This is a genomic window from Candidatus Chloroploca asiatica (assembly GCF_002532075.1).
Lineage (GTDB): Bacteria > Chloroflexota > Chloroflexia > Chloroflexales > Chloroflexaceae > Chloroploca > Chloroploca asiatica.
Genome location: NZ_LYXE01000127.1, coordinates 110,492 through 130,406, shown reverse-complemented (window position 1 = coordinate 130,406; position 19,915 = coordinate 110,492). Strand labels below are relative to the sequence as shown.

The 19,915-nt window shown below is 57.0% G+C and carries 17 protein-coding genes; 5 read left to right on the top strand and 12 right to left on the bottom strand.

Annotated features, from left to right (window positions below; genetic code table 11):
• Positions 1–16: 16 nt before the first annotated feature.
• From A9Q02_RS17055 to A9Q02_RS17040, 4 genes are all read left to right on the top strand, one after another.
• Entirely contained in the window at positions 17–916 is a 900-nt protein-coding gene (locus A9Q02_RS17055) for a D-hexose-6-phosphate mutarotase (RefSeq protein ID WP_097654289.1), read from the top strand.
• 1 nt (position 917) lies between these two features.
• Positions 918–1,787 carry an alpha/beta fold hydrolase gene (locus A9Q02_RS17050; RefSeq protein WP_097654288.1) on the top strand — a complete coding sequence of 290 codons (870 nt, stop codon included), beginning with the start codon at positions 918–920 and terminating at the stop codon, positions 1,785–1,787.
• A gap of 215 nt (positions 1,788–2,002) precedes the next feature.
• Positions 2,003–3,862, top strand: a complete 1,860-nt coding sequence (locus A9Q02_RS17045) for an ABC transporter substrate-binding protein (protein ID WP_097654287.1) — start codon at positions 2,003–2,005, stop codon at positions 3,860–3,862.
• A 258-nt stretch (positions 3,863–4,120) separates the two neighbouring features.
• Positions 4,121–6,250: a diguanylate cyclase gene (locus A9Q02_RS17040; RefSeq protein ID WP_245860627.1), complete on the top strand. Its 2,130-nt coding sequence runs from the start codon at positions 4,121–4,123 to the stop codon at positions 6,248–6,250.
• Between the two features lie 33 nt (positions 6,251–6,283).
• Here the strand turns inward: A9Q02_RS17040 and A9Q02_RS17035 are convergent, their stop codons facing one another.
• From A9Q02_RS17035 to hisD, 8 genes are all read right to left on the bottom strand, one after another.
• The gene (locus A9Q02_RS17035) at positions 6,284–7,651 is read right to left on the bottom strand and encodes a golvesin C-terminal-like domain-containing protein (protein WP_097654285.1); all 1,368 of its coding nucleotides are present in this window, start codon (positions 7,649–7,651) and stop codon (positions 6,284–6,286) included.
• Positions 7,648–8,679 carry a DUF3048 domain-containing protein gene (locus A9Q02_RS17030; RefSeq protein WP_245860614.1) on the bottom strand — a complete coding sequence of 344 codons (1,032 nt, stop codon included), beginning with the start codon at positions 8,677–8,679 and terminating at the stop codon, positions 7,648–7,650. Before A9Q02_RS17030 ends, A9Q02_RS17035 begins: the two co-directional genes overlap by 4 nt.
• Before the next feature lie 68 nt (positions 8,680–8,747).
• Positions 8,748–9,563 (bottom strand): hypothetical protein, encoded by an 816-nt coding sequence (locus A9Q02_RS17025; protein WP_245860611.1) that lies wholly within the window; start codon positions 9,561–9,563, stop codon positions 8,748–8,750.
• Between the two features lie 124 nt (positions 9,564–9,687).
• Entirely contained in the window at positions 9,688–10,062 is a 375-nt protein-coding gene (locus A9Q02_RS17020; RefSeq protein WP_097654283.1) for a YraN family protein, read from the bottom strand.
• A complete protein-coding gene (locus A9Q02_RS17015; RefSeq protein ID WP_097654282.1) occupies positions 10,049–10,555 on the bottom strand; it encodes an HNH endonuclease in 507 nt (168 codons plus the stop codon). The genes A9Q02_RS17020 and A9Q02_RS17015 overlap by 14 nt, the downstream gene beginning before the upstream one ends.
• Before the next feature lie 432 nt (positions 10,556–10,987).
• Positions 10,988–12,652, bottom strand: coding sequence for a spermidine synthase (locus A9Q02_RS17010; RefSeq protein ID WP_097654281.1), 1,665 nt, complete (start codon positions 12,650–12,652; stop codon positions 10,988–10,990).
• The gene (locus A9Q02_RS17005) at positions 12,653–12,907 is read right to left on the bottom strand and encodes a YggT family protein (RefSeq protein WP_097654280.1); all 255 of its coding nucleotides are present in this window, start codon (positions 12,905–12,907) and stop codon (positions 12,653–12,655) included.
• 63 nt (positions 12,908–12,970) lie between these two features.
• Entirely contained in the window at positions 12,971–14,284 is a 1,314-nt protein-coding gene (hisD, locus tag A9Q02_RS17000) for a histidinol dehydrogenase (protein WP_097654279.1), read from the bottom strand.
• A 345-nt stretch (positions 14,285–14,629) separates the two neighbouring features.
• Here hisD and A9Q02_RS16995 point away from each other — a divergent pair, with 345 nt between their 5' ends.
• Complete coding sequence (locus tag A9Q02_RS16995) at positions 14,630–15,589, top strand: LGFP repeat-containing protein (protein WP_141508990.1); 960 nt, start codon at positions 14,630–14,632, stop codon at positions 15,587–15,589.
• Positions 15,590–15,726: 137 nt separating this feature from the next.
• Here the strand turns inward: A9Q02_RS16995 and A9Q02_RS16990 are convergent, their stop codons facing one another.
• From A9Q02_RS16990 to A9Q02_RS16975, 4 genes are all read right to left on the bottom strand, one after another.
• Positions 15,727–16,998, bottom strand: a complete 1,272-nt coding sequence (locus A9Q02_RS16990; protein WP_245860606.1) for a S1C family serine protease — start codon at positions 16,996–16,998, stop codon at positions 15,727–15,729.
• Between the two features lie 16 nt (positions 16,999–17,014).
• On the bottom strand, positions 17,015–17,566 hold the full coding sequence (locus tag A9Q02_RS16985; protein ID WP_245860604.1) for a DUF2085 domain-containing protein: 552 nt from the start codon (positions 17,564–17,566) through the stop codon (positions 17,015–17,017).
• Between the two features lie 4 nt (positions 17,567–17,570).
• Positions 17,571–18,566, bottom strand: coding sequence for a phytoene/squalene synthase family protein (locus A9Q02_RS16980; protein WP_245860603.1), 996 nt, complete (start codon positions 18,564–18,566; stop codon positions 17,571–17,573).
• 341 nt (positions 18,567–18,907) lie between these two features.
• Positions 18,908–19,855, bottom strand: coding sequence for a MerR family transcriptional regulator (locus A9Q02_RS16975; RefSeq protein WP_097654276.1), 948 nt, complete (start codon positions 19,853–19,855; stop codon positions 18,908–18,910).
• Positions 19,856–19,915: the final 60 nt, after the last annotated feature.

Sequence of the window (19,915 nt, the reverse complement as noted above, 5' to 3'; positions counted from 1 at the left end):
AGGCAATGCATAGGGTATGGATCGCACAGGCTTGCAGGCACGTTTTGGTCTTGCTGGACGGGTTGAGTTTGTTGACGATCCAGGCGGGATGGTCACGGCCAGGCTCATGGCTGATGAGGGTACGGCGACGGTTGCGTTGTATCGAGGACAGGTGTTGACGTACCAGCCTGTGGGGGGGCCACCCTTGCTGTGGGCCAGTCAGGCAGCGCTCAAAGCCAACCGCCCCCCGGTACATGGGGGCATCCCCATATGCTGGCCCTGGTTTGGGGCGCACCCCAGCGATCCTAGCAAACCGCTGCATGGCTTTGTGCGTGAACGCTGGTGGCAGGTAGATAGCAGTGGCGTCAACGCGACAGGCGTGTGGCTACAACTGAGCCTGAGCCACGACGAGACAACGCTGGCTCTGTGGCCGTATGCATTTCGTTTAACGCTAACGGTGACAGTTGGCAAACACCTGGAGGTTGCGCTGAAGATCACCAATCTGGATGCCGAAGCTTTTGTCTGGAGTGGCGCGTTACACAGCTATTTTCAGGTGACTGATGTAACTCAGTGTGGCATCATAGGACTTGAAGGCGTTACATACTTTGATAAAGTCACGCATGAAACCCACACCCAGAGTGGGCCGGTCAACATTGGCGCAGAGATCGATCGGGTTTATCAAGGCACAACCGCAACGTGTTTCCTTGAAGATCCTGTGCAAGGGCACACGATCAGAATCGCCAAGCAAGGCAGTCATTCAACGGTGATCTGGAACCCATGGCACGCAAAGGCAGAGCAGATTCCTGATTTTGCTGATGAAGCATCCACCTCTATGATCTGTATCGAAACAGCGAATGCCCTGGCTGCAACGATGATGCTGGCTCCGGACGAGAGTCATACCATGATGGCGATCATTGATCGTCTAGAGAAGAAGTAAGATGGAATTCCCCGAAGTTTCCTGGCTCCACCTGCCAACTGGCCCCCTTGCTTACCGACGTGCCGGTACAGGCTCGCCCTTGCTGCTGATCCACGGATGGGGTGGATCGTCACGCTATTGGATGGGTGCGTTTGCAACATTGGCCGAACAACACGATCTGATTGCGCTTGATCTGCCAGGGTTTGGCGAGTCACCGCCACCGAAAACGCCGGCGACGCTCGATACGTTGACCGCCAGCGCCCTTGCGACCATTGATGCTCTGGGCCTCGAGCAGGTTACGGTCGGTGGGCATTCACTTGGGGCAGCGGTTGCTTTGCTGCTAGCAGCGGCGCGGCCTGATCGGGTAACACGGACCATCCTGGCGAGCTTTGGGCTGCCGCGGAGTTCAGTCGAAGCGGGCGTCTTTGCCGGTCTGCACACCCAACTCCGCACGAACGCCGCGCTCTGGGCACCGTGGCTGAGCCTCTGGGGGCCGTGGTTTACGATGCTGCGACCGTGGACGCAGATGGCGTGGATGACGCCGCCCTGGCCGATCATGCTGGCCTCACAGGTGGTCTATCGCATGAACGAGATCCCCTATGCTGCGATGGCGATCGGCGTTGCAGACCTAGTCGCGATGGATCCGCGCGTTGCCCTAGAAGCAGCAAGCAGTTCAGGTGATCCGATTGTCATCGTTGCCGCCGAACAGGTACGGGTACCAACGTTGGTTGTGAGTGGGCGCGAAGATCCGCTCTTTCCACCAACAGCAGTGATGGCCCTCGCCAATACCCTGCCTGATGCAGGGCTTCTCTTGCTCGACAACTGCGGCCACGTGCCAATGATCGAGGCTGCCGTCCCGTTTTACACCTCAATAGGCGCATTTCTCGCCTGAGAGCGCACATTGCGCATCGCCACGAAGCGTGCATTGGTGTAGCCGGCTGTCGCGAACAATCCCCGTGCGTATGATGACGAAAACGACCAGCTTTGCTGGTCGTTTTCGTCATCATACGCACGTTTCTTGGTATGGTCGCCCTGGTAATAGACTGGTACATCCTCTCACTATACTGAAAATATACCCGATCCTGGGCCAAAAAGAGGAGCACCTATATGGCTATGCATGCGCACCGTTGGATCCTCATCATTATGGTTATCCTTGTGAGCACCGCCTGTGGCTCGACGACAAGCATTGCACCAACAAGCCTCCCTCAGCAGGCCCTAGTCAGCACCGCCGAGGATTCGCCCGCCGCCTTCGTGGTTGATTTGCCTCCCGAACTGATCAATGATCCAGCCGAGCGTGCCCAGGCGGTCATCTTTGATATGCTCTCGGGTAATGTTGACGAGCCGGAACAATGGAATCCCTTTGCCCGCAATGCGCGCCTCGATAAAGGGTTGCATCAGGCGATGATCGAGCCCCTCTTTATCCTCAACTACGAGAGTGGCGTGATCGAGCCATGGCTCGGCGAGCGTATGGATCCTAATCCAGAACAGGATGTCTGGACGTTGACCCTGCGTAAAGGGGTACGCTGGAGCGATGGTGAGCGATTGACGTCTGAAGATGTCGTCTTTAGTATCAATCTTTTGCTCGAACATCCCGATCTCGAACTCGACTTCTTTGCGGGTCTGACCAACTCGATCGAATCAGTCGAAGCGGTCGACGAACATACCGTACGCTTCCAGTTGACCGCCCCCAATCCGCGCTTTCAGCTTGACTTCTTCTCGGTCAAAGTCTGGGGCAGCTTCAACCTCGTCCCCGAGCATATCTGGCGTGATAAAGATCCGTACACGTTTACCAACTATGATCCCGCCCAGGGTTGGCCGGTCTTTACCGGGCCGTACGTGCTCGAGAGCTTTAACGAAATCACCTTCGTCTATGTCCGTGATGATGACTGGTGGGGTGTCGAGGCGGGCTTCAAGCCCTTACCAGCACCAAAACGGCTTATCTGGACGTCCGTTAATATGGAGGCAGACTTGGCTCAGGCTGTCGAACACCTCGATTCGCTTGGCAATGTCACCCTCGAAGAGTATCAGGCCATCGCTGCACTCAAGCCCAACCTGGTCACCTGGCTCGATGGAGTGCCCTTTTCGTGGATCGACCCCTGCTCACGCACACTCTCATTCAATACCCTCCAGCAACCCTGGGGCGATAAAGACCTGCGCTGGGCCGTCAACTATGCCCTTGATCGCCAGGAGCTTGTCACCGATGCCTATGAGGGAACCACTACTGCATCACGCCACTTCTTCCCCGCCTATCCACCGCTTGATCGTTATGTTCAGCTACTCGAACAGGCCGGTCTCTATGAACAGTACCCGTTGATGCAACACAATCCTCAGCTAGCTCGCCAGTTGATCGAGGGCCAGGGATGGAGCCTCGGTAGCGACGGGTATTATGAAAAAGACGGCAGCCAACTGAGCCTGACGATCCACGTTCACGAAGCCTCGACCACGATGCAACGTAGCGCCGAGCTGATCGCCACACGGCTCAAAGCCGTCGGGATCAACGCCTCCTCCAAAGCCCTCACCAATAACGAATGGGTCTACCACAAGACCAATGGTGTCTTTGATGCCATGATTGACTGGGATAGCTGTGGCTCGATCAACGAGCCCTGGGCCTCAATGAATCGCTACCACGCCCGTTGGGCGCAACCTATCGGGATACCTGTCACCAACTATAATAACCAGGTACGCTGGAGCAACGAGGCCTACAGCGACCTCGTTGACGCGATAGGCGCGTTGCCACTTGGCGATGCCCGCATCGAACCACTCTTTGTTGAAGCCAGTGCCATTTGGCTTGAAGAATTACCCTTCATTCCTCTAGTACAATATAGGCAACTGATCTCCTTTGATGAAACCTACTGGCAAAACTGGCCCAGTGCCTCCAATGCCTACATTCACCCACCTTCATGGTGGCAAAGTATGCATGTGATTATTCATGAGGTGCAACCTGTCAATACAGAGACCAAAAAATAGTCAGTACACGACGTATGCTACAATGCATGTGGGCTTTGACAAGCTCAGCCCACATGCGTTGTCACAGCCCACATGCGTTGTCGGCCAGATACCGAAAACTTTTGTGGACAGACTAGCAAGACCTTGGCTTTTATGGAGCACGTTGCTGGCCGTTTCAAGCACCTGACCAGCCAAGGCGCAAGCCTTTTTTCTGGCTTGCGCCTTGGCACCATCCGGAATCGTTTACTCATAGCTTCCATGCTATTGGTTTTGCTTCCGATGCTCTTGATTGGCGGTAGTTCGGTGCTACTGGGGTTGCGTGGTGGCCAAGCACAGGTTGTCAATCAGCTCGAGTCCGTTGCGACCCTCAAAGAAGAACAGATTGTTGCATGGATCGAGAGCCTACGCATCCATATGGGAGCAATCGTCTATCCCCATCAAGTGCCGCGCCTGATCGAACCATTGCTGACCAATGAACCGGGTTCGACAGCCTATACCGAATCATATAACGAATTACGAATTCATTTTGATGGCGTTATCGCATCAACCGGGTTATTTGAAGAAGTTTTGCTCCTGAATCCTCAAGGTCGTGCGCTGGTGGCAACGGATCCTGCGAAAGAGGGCCAGGTTCACTCGCTCCAAGAATATTTCTGGCGGGGCATCGAGGGCACCTATGTGCAATCCCTCTCCTCGGCGACCGCCCAGGGCTTGAGTAGCCCCGTCGTCGTTTCGCAGCCCGTCTACGATGTCGCAGGGCGCGCCCGTGCCGTGCTGGTTGGACGCGCAAGCGCCCGCACGCTCAACGAGATCATGCTGCAACGAGCAGGCCTGGGGGAGACCGGTGAAACCTATCTCGTCGGACCGAATTACCTGTTGCTCACCGACTCACGCTTTGCCGACCGCCGCACCCAGATCTTGCGCCTGCATACACCGATTATGGAACAGGTGATCCGCGATCAGACCAATGCGGCTGGGATCTACGACAACTATCGCCAGCAACGTGTCATCGGAGTGTACCATTGGCTCCCCTCACTGCAATTTGTGCTCGTGGCCGAACAAGAAGAGCGCGAGGCTTTTCAGACGATCTACGCGACTCTGCAACTCACTATCGTGATTGCCCTGACAGCTATGCTGTTCGCGCTTATCTCGGCCCTCTTTGCCGCCCGAGGCATTGCCAAACCGCTGGCGAGCCTGGCTGATACGGCCACCCGCATTGCCGCCGGTGATTTGCAACTGATTGCTCATCCCCGCCACAACGATGAGATAGGTGCGCTCACCGTGGCCTTTAACCGGATGACGGCCCGCCTGCGCGAGTTGATCGGCAATCTCGAAAGCCATGTAGCTGAACTCGAACAGGCCGAGGCCGAAGTGCGCCGGGTGAATCAGCAACTCGCCCGCGATGTCAAGGAACAGGAGTTGCTCAATCGCCTCAGCAGCCGTTTGCAGCAAAGCCAGAGCCTTGAAGAGGCCTATGCGGTTAGTATTCCTTTGTTGCAAGAGATCTTCGAAGGCTACGCCGGTGTCTTCTATCATCATAGGGACAAGGCTGCGGTCTACCACCGGGTTGGCACGTGGGGCAAGCAGGATGACACGTATCCTGACCAGATTACCTCAACCTGCCCGGCGATGCAAACCAACACCCGTTTTGCCTATCCCAACAATGAAGGTAAGGCCCAGGCCTGTGCTGATTGTCTGCCGATCAGGGATCCGTTGCTCTGTGTGCAACTCCACGCCAACCGTGAGCCCTCGGGCCTGCTGTGTCTGTATGGAGAACCGGGTTCTGGCAACGCGGAAGAGCCACGTGAACTTTCGCTCGCAATTCGTACAGCGGATCTGCTCGCCCTCGCCCTGGCAAGTCTGCAACTGCGCGAAGACCTGCGTGAGCAGGCGATCCGCGACCCGTTAACCGGGCTCTTCAACCGGCGTTTTGTCAATGAAATCCTTGGCCCTAAATTGATTGAAGCGCAACGCCATCAGCGCACCCTGGGCATTATGCTGCTTGACATTGATTACTTCAAGCATATCAACGACACCTTCGGGCATGATGCCGGCGATACAACATTGCGCATTCTGGGGCGCTTTCTCAGCACGAGCTTACGTGGTGAAGACATCGCCTGTCGCTTTGGCGGCGAAGAGATGCTGCTGATCATGCCTGGCATGACTGAAGAAAATGCCCTCAGCCGTGCCAATAACCTGCGTGAAGCGATCAGTAACCTTGATCTAGGCCACGAAGGGCAACGTCTGCCTAACATTACCACCTCGATTGGCGTGGCAATCTTCCCCGAGCACGGCCATACCCACGACGAACTGATTACTGCGGCGGATCATGCCCTCTACCGTGCGAAGAGCGAAGGACGTAACCGCGCCTACCTCGCCAAACCCAGAGAAGCTACAGTATATAACCCATAGGGGCACGGCGCATGGCACGGTAGCGCCGTGCCCCTACGATGACGTTGTATCCATCTGCGCCTCGTTAGGCCAGGGTTCCAGGTTGCCCGCCCGATCACGGGCACGTACCCGAAACGCGAAATGTTTACCTTCATCTGGCCCAAACCAGGCCGTCGTCAAGGTCGTCTGCATGCGCCAGTCGGTCCAACCGCCGCGTGGCAAGATCCGTACCTGCACATCGTAGCTCGCGATGCCACTCGCAGCATCGGTTCCGCCCCAAGTGATTTGATAGCCGTTGCCTTTGCGCTCGATCAGTTCGATGCTGCTCACAGGGGGCTCGGTGTCGAGGCGCGGGGCCCACGCGATGGCATCAAAACGGACGGCCCGTCCGTTCTCGCCGGTCACATTGCTCAACTCCACCTGCGGTTGCACCCCGGTGACTCGGCCAAAACTGTAGGTACCCAACGAGACCCAGGTTCCCGCCAGCGCCTGCTGGTTGAGCGTGACACTGGTCACCGCATCATCGTGGGTCACCTGATAACGTGCCGAGGTGGTCGCCGGGCTGCCACAGTTCGGCAGATACGCCAGTACCTCATAGCTCCCAGCCGAAGGCAAGGAAGGCGTCCATACCGCTGCTGCCGTCGAGCGAGTGGCATCAGACGTCGAAGCGATCCAGGCATGACTGCCATTCATACCACAACTGGCATTATTCCAGCCATCGCCCTGCACACGATAGCCTGCGGCCCCGTCGTCGACAACGATTGACCCTGCTTCGGCCTCAACGGGCGCGGGAGGCAGGCTGGTTGGCGAAGGCGGCGGGGCAGGCGCAGAAGGTGGGGGAGGATTGATCGTAATCGCCGCACCAGGGCCAGGATCAGCCCCCAACCAGAGAAAGCTCACCTCAACCCAATCATTACGCGTCATCAAGAGATCGTCCCAAAAGGTTCCATCGGCAATATCGATCCCATTGGGATTATTAATCCGACGGCCACGTTCATCGAGACCGCCATTATAGCCATCAAAAAAGGCCGCCTCGGCCATGGGGCGTCCAACCGGCAGATCGCGATAGCGGCGATCCGGATTCCAATAATCGTCACGCGTATTCCACGGACCAACATCCCAGACAGGCACCACCACACTCCGACCCTTATAGGTAACCCGTACCCGATAGCGGTCGGTGCCTTTTGGGGAGAGCACCGCCCACGAAGGCAGGGCCACAAAGCGGTCACGCGGCTGAATAATATGCCCATTGCCCGTCATATGACCCACCAGGCCTTCGCGGGTGGCAAAAATACGATAGGTTGGGGCGAGGGCGGGTTGCGCCTGTTGCTGCTGCGGGGCGGCCTCTACATGCGCAGCAACCAGGACAAGCAAGCCTAGCAGCACAATGCTCAACCGATTGCAGAGTCTGACAAGGTTCATAACTCCACCGTCAAATGATCGAGCGACGGCAACACGGCAATCCAGACCGGCCCGCCATTCAGGGTCAGTTCGGTTCCACCGGGGCCATAGATACGCAACGGCGCAAAGCCAGCGCCCTTACGCCATGTCGCCTCGATCATGCGACCATCCAGAAAGACCCGAGCCGGACCTTCGCCGATCACCTGTTGTTCAATGCGCTGCTTGGGATCGCCAGGAATAGGGCGCTCGGGCACTTCCAACACAACCACATTCTTAAAACGAAGTTGCTGCCCCGTCGCTCCGTCAACATGCGGGCGATTCTGCCGAAAATAGAGATAGCTATTGCTGGTGCGGTCATACTTCCAGGCCACAAACGACTCACGGTACAGGAAATAGTAGCTGAGTTGTTGGGCTACAGGCCGACGAACCAGGGGCAAATCGGGCTTGATCAAAAAACCCATTTCGCTCAGATCAACCTCGGCGAGCGCCTGCGCCTCAGCAAAGGCGGCGAGTTCGCGTGTTGAAGTAAAAAGATTATGCGGAGCCTGGCGATCGCCCACGCGACGGAAATAGCGTTCAGCATCAACGCGGAGCGCGTCCATATCAAGCAATTCGACCGACGTGCGCGCCATCGTCAACGCATCGGGGGCACCGCCTGCGTGCACATAGACGGCCTGCATTCCCTTGGCATACTCCACAAAATACGAGCGGGCACTGCGCACCGGGCCAATGGTGGGCAACTCGGGCGTAATCCCGGGCACAAACAGCGCCATATAGCGGGTAATGCCAAACTCGGCGAGCGCCTCAAAGACCAGCGGGGCCTGGTTGAGGCCCACCTGCGGATAGGCCATCGGATGGTTATCGAGCATCACCGCATAGGGGCGTGCGGTCACACTCCCCCGGACAAGCGTCAGCGGCGACACAGGAGGTTTGGGCTTGATCTGATGAAGGGTGACATCATTGGGAAAAGCCGCCAGCGTGGGGGAGGCGGTCACAAACAGGGCACACACAGCCAAAAGGAGTAAGGTACGAACGAGGTATCGAGTCATGCTGTCATTTTTTCTCCGCGAACCTGGCGGGTATTCCATGCGACGGCATTATAGCACAGGCCCCGCAATCACCGTCGCTTCAAGACATCCACCAGTTCTTCGAGCGAGAGCGCCGAAGGCACACGTGGCGGCGACTTGGGGGTACCACAGAGCAACATCCGTTTCCCGGGATGCAAATACCAATCGGCGTCAGCATCAACGCGCTTCAAATCACGGTAGACCACCCCAAGATCGACACAGGAACGATTCTGGGCAGCCACCCCCATATAGCCATGGCCATCGCGATAAGCATAGAGCACCGCGCCACAGCTATAGGCAAGCCGACTTGAACCGCCATCCTCGCTTGCCATCGCAATCCCAAGGCCCCACCGTGTCTGGAACTCAAGCCTGCGGTTAAACGCACGCTCAAGGCGCAAACTGCGCTGCTCATGCTCATACCATGCATCAAGATTAGGCAACATCGCCTGGGCAACGTGATAGGGGCGATTCGGAAAGAGCGCGTTGTAGCCAGCAATGAGATCGGTAATATTGAAGAAGATCGGCTGACGCCCACCATACGCTTCAGCATTATCAATACGCGTCACCTGATCAACAAGACGGCGTAACGCCTCGTCATCAGGCGCAACCTCACGGCGCACCAGTTCAGCGGCACTCAGGGTAGGATCAGCGGCATCGTGGTGATCAAAACGACCGCTACCGGTATCAACGTGGATGATATATGGTTCAGCATCAACTGGCCGATCATCGAGGGTACGTCCGGCTGGAACAAACTCCAATTCAGCGTCAGCAGCATCACCAAAACGCATCAAAAGCCAGATCGCCACCAGACAATCGAGATCAGGGGCCAGATGGCCGACGATAACAGGTGTGTGGAGCAAACGCAAGGTTCTCTCATTCTAGGCCCATTCTAACCTTTGAGGCTTCAAGTATAACAGAGCCATGACATAAAAGTCAATCTTCATGGCATAAACTACAAGGTGCAATGTGACTACAATCAGTGACAATCAATTAACCTTCGCCCTCGACTGCGCCTTCAATATGGTCAAGGCGGCAGATACGCCCAGAGGCATCAAGCTCAATAGCAATCAAATCGATCCGCCAGGGGCTATCAAGTGGCAACTGCAACTCGGTGAGATAGGTATAGGCCAATTGCACGAGACGCCGGGCCTTGGCGGGGCCAAGGGCATCTTCGGGCAACCAGGCCCCCACGTGGCGGGTCTTGACTTCGACAAACAGCAGCTGGTCGCCCTTACGAGCGACCAGATCAAGTTCACCAAGTGGGCAACGCCAGTTACGGCCTACAATGACATAGCCCGCACGTCGCAGGTGTGCAGCTGCAGCGGCCTCACCAAACCGCCCGAGATCATGATTAGCCAAAGGCATACTTACGCCAAACATCGTGGCGTTCGAGTTCACCGAGCAACGCAAAGGCCATATATTGGGGCTGACGAGGCGTACTCAACAACACCATATGCGCCTGTTCAGGTGTGCGACCACCTTTGCGATGGTTGCAATCACGGCAAGCCGTCACCACATTGTCCCAGGTCGTCATGCCACCCTGCGAACGTGGCAGCACATGATCCATCGTCAAATGTGCTCGTCCGGGTTGGGTTCCACAATACTGACACGTCTCACGGTCACGCGCAAAGACACCCCGACGCGAGCAGGGCAACTTGAGCTTGCGCGGGATGCGAATATACCGTACGAGACGAATCACCAAAGGCACATCAAAACTTATCGCTCTGGCGCGAAGCTGAGCCTCTGCAGCCTCAATGAGCTCGGCTTTCTCCTGGAGGAGCAAGACAACGGCACGACGAACCGAGATGAGTTGCAGTGGCTCGTAGCTCGCATTAAGGACGAGAACACGCTGGCCCAAGGCGCCCACCCCCTTCAAAGAACCCTTTGTCGCTGAAACAAAAGCTCTTCGCACGGGGGTTATGCATGGTGCCCCGGCTAGAGCGTTTGATCCCAGGTCTGACAGCGCGTCGAGACAGACTGGATCGCTTGCAGTGCCACACCGATGCCGGGGCCACGACGGTACGCGGCACGATCAGCCCGGTCTGGCTGTATCATCACCGCCCCTCGGTTAGCGCCGCACCGACGCCGGACATATGCTCGCAATCCGTTGTTCATCACCTGACAGACCTTTGCTACCCTTGACCTGCGACAGCAGGACGATGCCATATTTTCCCACATCTTAACAGTAGCATACCTCCCGGCTGCTTGTCAAACCGTGCGGCCCCCCTCTCCAAAGATCTGTTCAGGTGGTTTTGGGCGGCAAAGCCGCCCAAAACCACCTGAACAGATCTCATGATCCCCCAATGGCCTCGCGCAGAATCAAGCCATCGATCAGGCGTTCAACCGGGGCAAGATCATCGGTAAAGGGCGTAAAACGCGCCTGGGTCGGGGTAAACGGGCGCACAGGGCCAAAACGACCTTCATTGAGTGACCAGTACATCACGAGTTGCAAAGCCTGATACTGCGTCTTCGTTTCGGCAAGCGTCGCAATCGTTTCGGCATTGCGGATAAAGTTCGTCACGCCATCACCGGCTGGCGTATTGACACCAATCAGGATCGCATTGGCAAAACGCGTATCAATGACATAGACCTCGGGGAAAACGGCGAGCATCGTCGAGCCAAGGGCATTGACGAGACGATCGTCACCACTAGCTGGCCGACCGGCATTGACGACGGCAACGCCTTGGGGGTTGAGGCGCGCCTTCACTTCGGTAAAAAACTCAACCGTGGTGAGGTGAAAGGGGATATAGGGTTGATGATAGGCATCCATACCAATCACATCATACTGTTGATCAGTCGTGGCCAGCCAGTACCGTGCATCAGCGACATACGTCGTATAGAACGGGAAGGCCGGATCGCGATCTTCCAGATCAAAATAGCGACGGCCCAACTCGACAATCCGCCCATCAATTTCAACCGCATCAATGCGCGTCTGCGGCCCATAGATCGCAAGGAACTGTTTGGGAATGCTCCCAGCCGCCGAGCCAAGCATAGCAAAGCTTTGTACTTGCTGCGGATCCTTAGCGGCATAGACAAACGGCGCCACCGTAAAATAATCCCACGGGCCACCATCGGTCAACAGATCAAGCGGATTCCCCGTCTCGCGGTAGCGGAGCCGATAGATCGAGTGCAAGGCCTGACCCTCATTGAGCATCAGAACACGGCGGGGATCAACCCGGCCACCTTGGTAGATCACCTCTTGTTCGGCCACCTGAATATAGTTATAGTTCGACTCACGCTCTGCAAGCAAGCGACAACCCCCACAATCAGCACGCTTGATGGTGTCCGTATTGAACATATGCGCCCCAAAGAGGGCCGCAACAACCGCGAGCATCATCCCAACGCGCCAATCACGCAGCCCAACGAAGGCCAGTATGATCAGAAAGGCCGCAAAGAGAAAGAGGGTCGCACTAGAGCCAATCAGAGGCAGCAGAAGGAGCACCGTCAGAAACGTACCGACAATCGAACCAACCGTCGAGAGGGCCGAAATGGTTCCTGCCGTGCGGCCTGCTTCTTCCACCCCATGGGCAGCCTCACGCAGGCGCAAACGTACCGCAAACGGCCCCACGGTCGCCATCAGAATCACCGGGGCAGCAAAGAGCAACAGGACAACAAGCAAGGCCCCAAGAAACCCGCCTGCGGCCACCGTACGCAGCGCTCCCTGGGCAAAGAGCAGCACAGGCCGGGCGATGAGCGGAATAACCGCACAGAGCAAGCCAGCCCATGCAATGAACCAGTAGAGCAACCGTTCATCGGGGTAACGGTCAGCAAGCCGCCCACCAAGCCAATAGCCTACCGCAAGATAGGCGAGGGTCATCCCGATCACCACCGCCCAGATCGGTTGCGACGTCCCAAAAAAGGGCGCAAGCAACCGTGGCATCACCATCTCGATCCCCAGCGTACCAACGCCGGCCAGAAAGACAACCACGAGTAAAAAGCGATCACGACGCGCCATTTAGATTGCTCGCATAATGAGACTCTGGAGCAACTGAAGCAAAAGCAGCGCCACCAGAGGTGAGAGATCAATCATACCCATTGTCGGCAACACACTGCGGATCGGTGCCAGAATTGGCTCGGTCAACTCACGTAGGATCTGCGTCACACGCATATTGCCCATCGGATCAATCCACGAGACGATGACCCGTCCAAGAATGGCAAACAACAGAACTTGAAAGAGCAAGTTGATAAAGGTTACAAAAAAGCCGGCCATACAGACTACCTTTCAGCAAAGATTTTTTACTTCCAAACACCGAACTAGCATAGCCCACCAGTCTCAGCCCTTGTCATCCGCGTCCTCAGCGGGTTCGAGGCGAACGCGTACCGCCGCAGCGTGGGCATACAAACCTTCGGCCTCGGCCAGGCGCTGCGCTGCGGGGCCAATCCGGGCGAGCCCAGTTGCATTGAGTCCAACCAACGAGATCACCTTGCGAAAATCATCAACATTGACGGGCGACGCATAACGCGCTGTTCCCTCGGTGGGCATAATATGTGAAGGCCCGGCACAATAATCACCAAGCACTTCAAAGGATTGTTCCCCAAGAAAGATGCCCCCGGCATTGCGTACCATCCCGACATACGGCCAGGTCTCTTCGAGCAGCAAACAGAGATGTTCCGGACCATACTCATTGGACAGAGCAAATGCCATTTCAAGATCGCGTACCAGCACAATCGCACCACGCTGGCTCACAGCTTCAGCCGCCGCCGTTGCATTTGGCTCGGGCAGCAATTGCAACTGCCGTTCAAGTTCGGTCTGCACCGCCACGGCGAGTTCGGGTGACGGCGTAAGCAAGATCGCGCTTGCCTCGACATGTTCAGCCTGGGCAAGCAGATCGGCGGCCACATACCGTGGATTCGCCGACAGATCAGCAATCACGAGGGTCTCAGTCGGGCCTGGCAGACTCTCGATCCCTACCGCCCCATAGACCAGACGCTTGGCCTGGATGACAAAACGATTCCCAGGGCCAGCAATTTTATCGACCCGCGGGACACTCTCGGTACCATAGGCCATCGCGGCGATCGCCTGCGCTCCACCGACCGCAAAGACCTGATCAACCCCCACGAGATGGGCCGCAGCGAGCACAAGCACCGAGGGCTTGCCCGTCGCCGCCTGGGGAGGCGAACAGACGACAATCTGTTCCACGCCAGCCACCTGAGCAGGCACGGCCGCATGGATCAATGACGACGGCAAAGGAGCCGCCCCACCCGGGGCATAGACGCCGACCCGCTGAAGAGGAACCACCAGTTGACCACGCACCCCTTCGACGCTGAAATCGATCCAGGAGTTGCGGGCCTGACGCTCATGAAAACGACGAATTTCCGTGACTGATAGTTCGAGGGCCGCCCGTAAATCGGGGGGCAAGGTTTCAGCCGCAGCAACCCACTCCGCACGGGGCACCTCGATCGACGCGGGCGCAACACCATCAAAACGCTCACTCAGGATCCGCAGCGCCGCATCGCCACCCGCACGAACTTCAGACACAATGGCGGCCACCGCTTGTGCTGTTGTCTGATCCTCATCAAGCGGTGCGCGATAGAGCACACTCTTGCGAGCAACAGCAGGATCAACAATGATCGGAATGGTCGTCATCGTTCTACCTTTCCAGGCCACTCCAGCCAGACACAAAGGGGCTTGTTTGTTGCTTCTATTATACAGCTTTTACTCGGAAAGCCGCTGACCAGCACCTAAGCCCAGTATCTTGCAAAGAAGGCGGTTCTTTTGACGCCAACACGCTGTTCACCTTGCTGTCAAGGGTATGGGCGGCGCATATGCGCCGCCCATACCCTTGACAGCACAGATCCCATCGCGTATGATGAGCCTGAAGGCGTGTAAACGATAAAACGGTTATTTTACCATGCACAAAGCAGGTAAAGACAAGGCCGAACTACTCCAGAGTGGCAAGAATTCGCTTTACGCTATGGTAAGGAAAAAGACATGAGGCAGCGACACAGATGGTGGGCAGGGCTCCTGGTCTTCCTGGCAGTATTGATGCTCTTTGGCACCATGCCAGCCGCGCCCGCTGAGGCCCAGAGCAGGATCTATTTTCCGCAAACGGGACATTATCTTGGGGGGGCGTTTCGCTCCTTCTGGGAACGGAACGGTGGGGTCGAGATTTTTGGTTATCCTCTTTCCGAGGAGTTTATCCAGAATAAGGACGGACGGGTTGCGCAGTTTTTTGAGCGGGCACGGTTCGAGCTCGATGTGGTCAACAATACGGCGGTGGTCAGCCTGGGCTTAGTAGGACGTGAATACCTTACGGCAACCGGGCAGGGTTTCCCCCGCCTGGCCCCGGTCAATCAGCCCGGTGTGCGCTATTTCCCCGAGACAGGTCATACCCTGCGCGGGGCGTTCCGCAGCTTCTGGGAGCGCCGTGGTGGGTTGCCAATTTTCGGCTTCCCCATCAGCGAAGAACTCGTTCAGGAGCTTGACGGCAGAGGCAACTATGTTGTCCAGTATTTCGAGCGCGGGCGCTTTGAACTGGTGGGGAGCAATGTGCGCCTGAGCACGCTCGGCACCTTCCTGGTACCGTGCCAACTCCGCCAGCCCTTGCCACCGCACGCACCGCCGACTGGCCCGATCCCTGAAGGCGACCCAAGCACCTGCCCACCGCCAGTCAATCTGAATTCGCGGGTCTTCCCCGATCCGACATCACCCGGCACGGTGCAAGGCTTTGAAGCGCATGGATATCAACCCGGCGAAGACATTGCGCTCTGGTTGAACTTGCCCAATGGCACCACCCGCGCACTGCCCTATCTGGCGCGAGCCAACAGTGATGGCTCAATCCTGATCGGCTTCCTCACCGAGACCCGCGATCCGGTGGGAAACTGGAGCATCGTGGGGCAGGGGTTGCGCAGCAATCAGGTGCGCGTGGCAACCTTTGTGTTGCAACGCTAAATAGTCGTTGTGTCACCCTGAGCGGAGTGAAGGGTCTCAGGCGTCCCAATGACAGAGATGCTTCGCTCCGCGCAGGGTGACACAGTTGCACACAAAAACGCCAGCGTTGCTGGCGTTTTTGTGTGCAACGAGGGGCTTTAGGGACGAGCGTCGAGCAGCAGGTCAACCTCTTCGGTGGTACCATTGGCACGAACAACCGTCAGCACTGCCGTATCACCGGCACGGTAATTGAGATCGAGCAAGCCAAGCAATTGATCGCTATCAGCAACAAACTGACCACCAATAGCGATAATAATATCGCCACCGGCCTGGAGCGACATCATGCCTTCAATCGGTTCACCGGTACCCGCCCGCAAACCAGCGCGCTGAGCAGGGCTAGGCGAACGCACATCGGTAATCAACACCCCACGATCGACCTCAAGACCAAGCCGTTCGGCCATCAGCGCATCAAGTGAAAGCATGGCGATACCCATCCAGGGATGGTCAAAACGACCTTCACTGATCAGGCCAGGAACAACCTTGGCCACAGTGCTCGCGGGCACGGCGTACCCAACCCCTTCAAACGAGCTATTGCCCTGACTGACCGCAATCGCCGTATTCACGCCAATGACTTCACCCCGAATATTCAGCAATGGGCCACCCGAATTGCCAGGATTGATCGACGCATCGGTCTGAATAATATTCGGAATGCTATAGGTGCCAATCGAACGAGTTGGACCACGAAGGGTACGACCAACACCACTGACCACCCCAACCGTCAAGGTGTTTTGCTCACCAAAGGGGCTACCAATCGCGACCGCCGTCTGACCAACCTCAACCGCACGTGACTCGCCAAGGGTGAGGGGGCCGACGCCTTCAGGCAGGCGACGAACTCTGATCACCGCGAGATCGCTATCAGGATCGGTACCCACCAGATCAGCGAGCGCCGTCGTCCCATCAAAAAAGCGCACCTGCAACTGTGACGACCGGGCAACCACGTGATTATTGGTCACAATATGGCCCTGATCATCATAAAGAAACCCCGAGCCCTGACCGGAACGGGCATCAGGCAAGCCAGGAATAGCCGGATGATTGCTGGGCAAACTACTGCCCAGCACATCAATACTCACCACAGCCGGATTAGCGCGACGAAACAACTCAACCAACAAGCGCTCCTGACTGAGCAATGGTTCAGTCAGTTCAGCGCCAAGGGTCGGCTGAGGCGAGACGGGAGGAAGCGTTGGCAGCACTGGTAATGGAGGGCGAGGGGTCGGGGTTGCCTCCAGCATGAGCAACTGTTCCTCGGCCATCAGCGCAACCTGGGTCTGAATCGCTTCAACCGTCGGATCAGGGCGTTGGCCAAGCGGCATCGGCGGGAGGGAACACCCGACGAGCAGCAGACACAACCCGCATAGAAGCAAAAAACGCACGATAAAGCCTTCCAGACTATGCAGCATACCCATGGTGGGCGGGGGTCCACATCCCGGGCCAGATCGAGCAGAAGAAGAGACCAGCCGCAAACCCAGCCTGGATGCCATTGAGCAGTAAGAGCCACATCGGGGCAAACCAGAGGCCCTGATAATGGCCGACAATTTCAAGGGGCCAGAGCAAAAACGGGAGGGCACAGAGCAACAGGCGTATCGGCCAGGGCAGGCCCAGGAACCAGCCGACCACGGCGGGTGGGCGGGCAGCATCAGTCGTCCAGCGGCCAACGAGCAAGCGTGCACCCCAAAGACCAAGCGTTGCGCCCCAGCAGCGCGCACAGACGGCCATCGGCAACCCAAAGAGCAGATACGAGCGCTCAGGGGTTGGACAGACATAGATGGAGAGCAGATCGCGAGCGAGCACGCCGGCATCGCTCACCAGCGGCAACCCGGTCGCCCGGAAGAGCGGCGAGATAATTGGGCCAAGCAAGAGCACCCACAAAAAGGTATCAAAGAGCCACCGCGGCCAGACTTGGGGCGCCTTGCTGCGATTCACGGCAACCATTGTCGTCATAGAATTACTTAAATCTCCTCACACCCCACCAGATCCGGGGCATACGCACCAACTTCTCGTGGAGCTTCAAATAGGCTCGGCGGGTATGGGCGTCATAATGGTTCAAGACAATTTTATCAAGAATACCCTGATAGACCCGGCTCGCCGCAGCAACAGCAAACCGGCTCTCAGGGGGCAAGAGTGCAATACCGGGCCAACTCTCCTCATAGAGGCGATGGGCGCGGTCAATTTCAAAGCGCATGAGATCGCGGAAACGGCGATCATAGACCCCAGCCAGGATATCATCGGCGGTCAAACCAAACCGTTCTAGATCTTCCTGGGGCAGATAGACTCGGCCACGGCGCGCATCTTCGCCGACATCGCGCAGAATATTGGTCATCTGGAGGGCGACCCCCAGCTTGATCGCATAGGGTTCTGCCCCAGGAGCGTGGCCGGTAATACCCATCACCAACAGACCAACAACCGACGCCACCCGATAGCAATAGAGCCAGAGGTCAGCAAACGTCTCGTAGCGATTGATAGTCAAATCCATCGCCACCCCGGCAAGCAGCTCATCAACAAGCTGGGGAGCCAACTGATAACGCACACGGGTATCGTACCAGGCAACAAGCACCGGATTATCGGGAACCGGGCGTGGTGCGCGCACCTGTTGTACCCAGGCAGCGAGCGCACGAGCCGGATCACTTGTTGCCATGTCAACCGTATCATCGGTCATACGGCAGAACGCATAGAGGGCACGTACCGCCTTACGCACATCAGGGGCAAGAAACTGCGAACTAAAATAGAAACTCTTGGAATGCTGGCGGATAATGCGTTCACACTCGAGATACGCTGCAGCCGTCGCATCAGGTGGATGGGGCGGCCATTCATCAGAGCCAACCTGGGGAGCAAGATCAGTCAGATGAAACAACAGCGCGAGCTGCTCCTCCGCAGGCAAAGGTTGGGCTCGACGCGTACCGGTTGCGTGAAGCGCCAGTGAGGGCACGGAGTTCAGCGACACGCGGCTCTCCTTCAAACTTGAGACACACACGAAGATCACAAAGTGTTCTCTTTTCATAATACGTGAATCAGTGCCAGAAGGCAACCCACTTCTGGCCCATAAGAGCCAGAAGTGGGGGAGAAGGGAGGGAGCGTGCGGCTCATGTGCATCAACATGAGGGCTAACGCCCTCAAAACCCGTGCTTATACTGGCAAAAACGGCCAGCGAAGTTGGCCGTTTTTGCCAGTATAAGCGAAATTCTTTTGGGGGCCGCAGGCGCTGCGCATAGCTCTTTACAGACACAAAAAAGCCAGCGACGCTGGCTTTTTCGTTCAAACAGAACACATTGGTGGGCAGAAAGCTTAGCGACTGGCGCTCAACAGATCGGCAATTGTATCAACAGCCTCCTGGGCATCGCGCCCAAGGAAAGCGCCTGGCATACGCTGGATCAGCATCGGATTGAGATTAAAAGCGCGTCCACCATAGCCAAAGTGAGGCGTCGGTGGTGGAAGCGCGGTAATGGCGCGCCCCGCTTCGAGGAGTTGGGTAGCCGACTCGGTGGTAGAGGCGGCAACCGCAACAATGTCAGGTTGCAGATGACGCACCGTATCAATCAGATCACGAACGGGCACTTCAGGGCCAAGATAGATCACCTGCCAGCCGTGACGCACGAGGAAGACCGCGAGCATAAGAACGCCAAGATCGTGCTGCTCGCTTGGCGCACAGGCAAGCAGAACGAGGCCGCGCCCGTCGGTAATATTGTACGTATTGAAGAGACTCGAAAGCTTGCGGCGCACAAACTGGGTCGCAAAATGCTCGGCGGTGACGGTGATCCGCCCGGCGTGCCACTGCTCACCGATCTCAACCATCACTGGCTGAACCAGTTTGAGAAAGACCTCTTCCATCGGATAGAGGGCAAACCCTTCACCGAGGATCTGTTCAGCGCGGGTTGAGTCAAAATCAGTCAGCGCTGAAAAGAGCCGACTGTTCAACCGCTCCCAGGTATGTGGTTCTGTATCAACCGCCGTACTCAACCACGAGAGATTAGCCTCGTTACCGTCGGTCATCAGTGCAATCGCCTGGCTGATTGTCAGACCTTCAGCGGTACGATCACGGAGCCAACGAATCGTGGCAATATCACGCTCAGAGTAGAGTCGGTGCCCACCTTCAGTACGTTGCGGCCGCGGAACACCGTAGCGCCGTTCCCAGGCACGAAAAGTATCCGCTGGGACACCTGTCTCCTGAGCAACGGCTTTGGTGTTGTAACGTGGCTTGTCAGAGAATTGTGTCAAAAAATGCTGCTGGGCCATGACTGGCTGCCTTCCTGAAAGGTTGAGACCCTGGACAAAAGGTGTTCCTTTTGTTTCTCA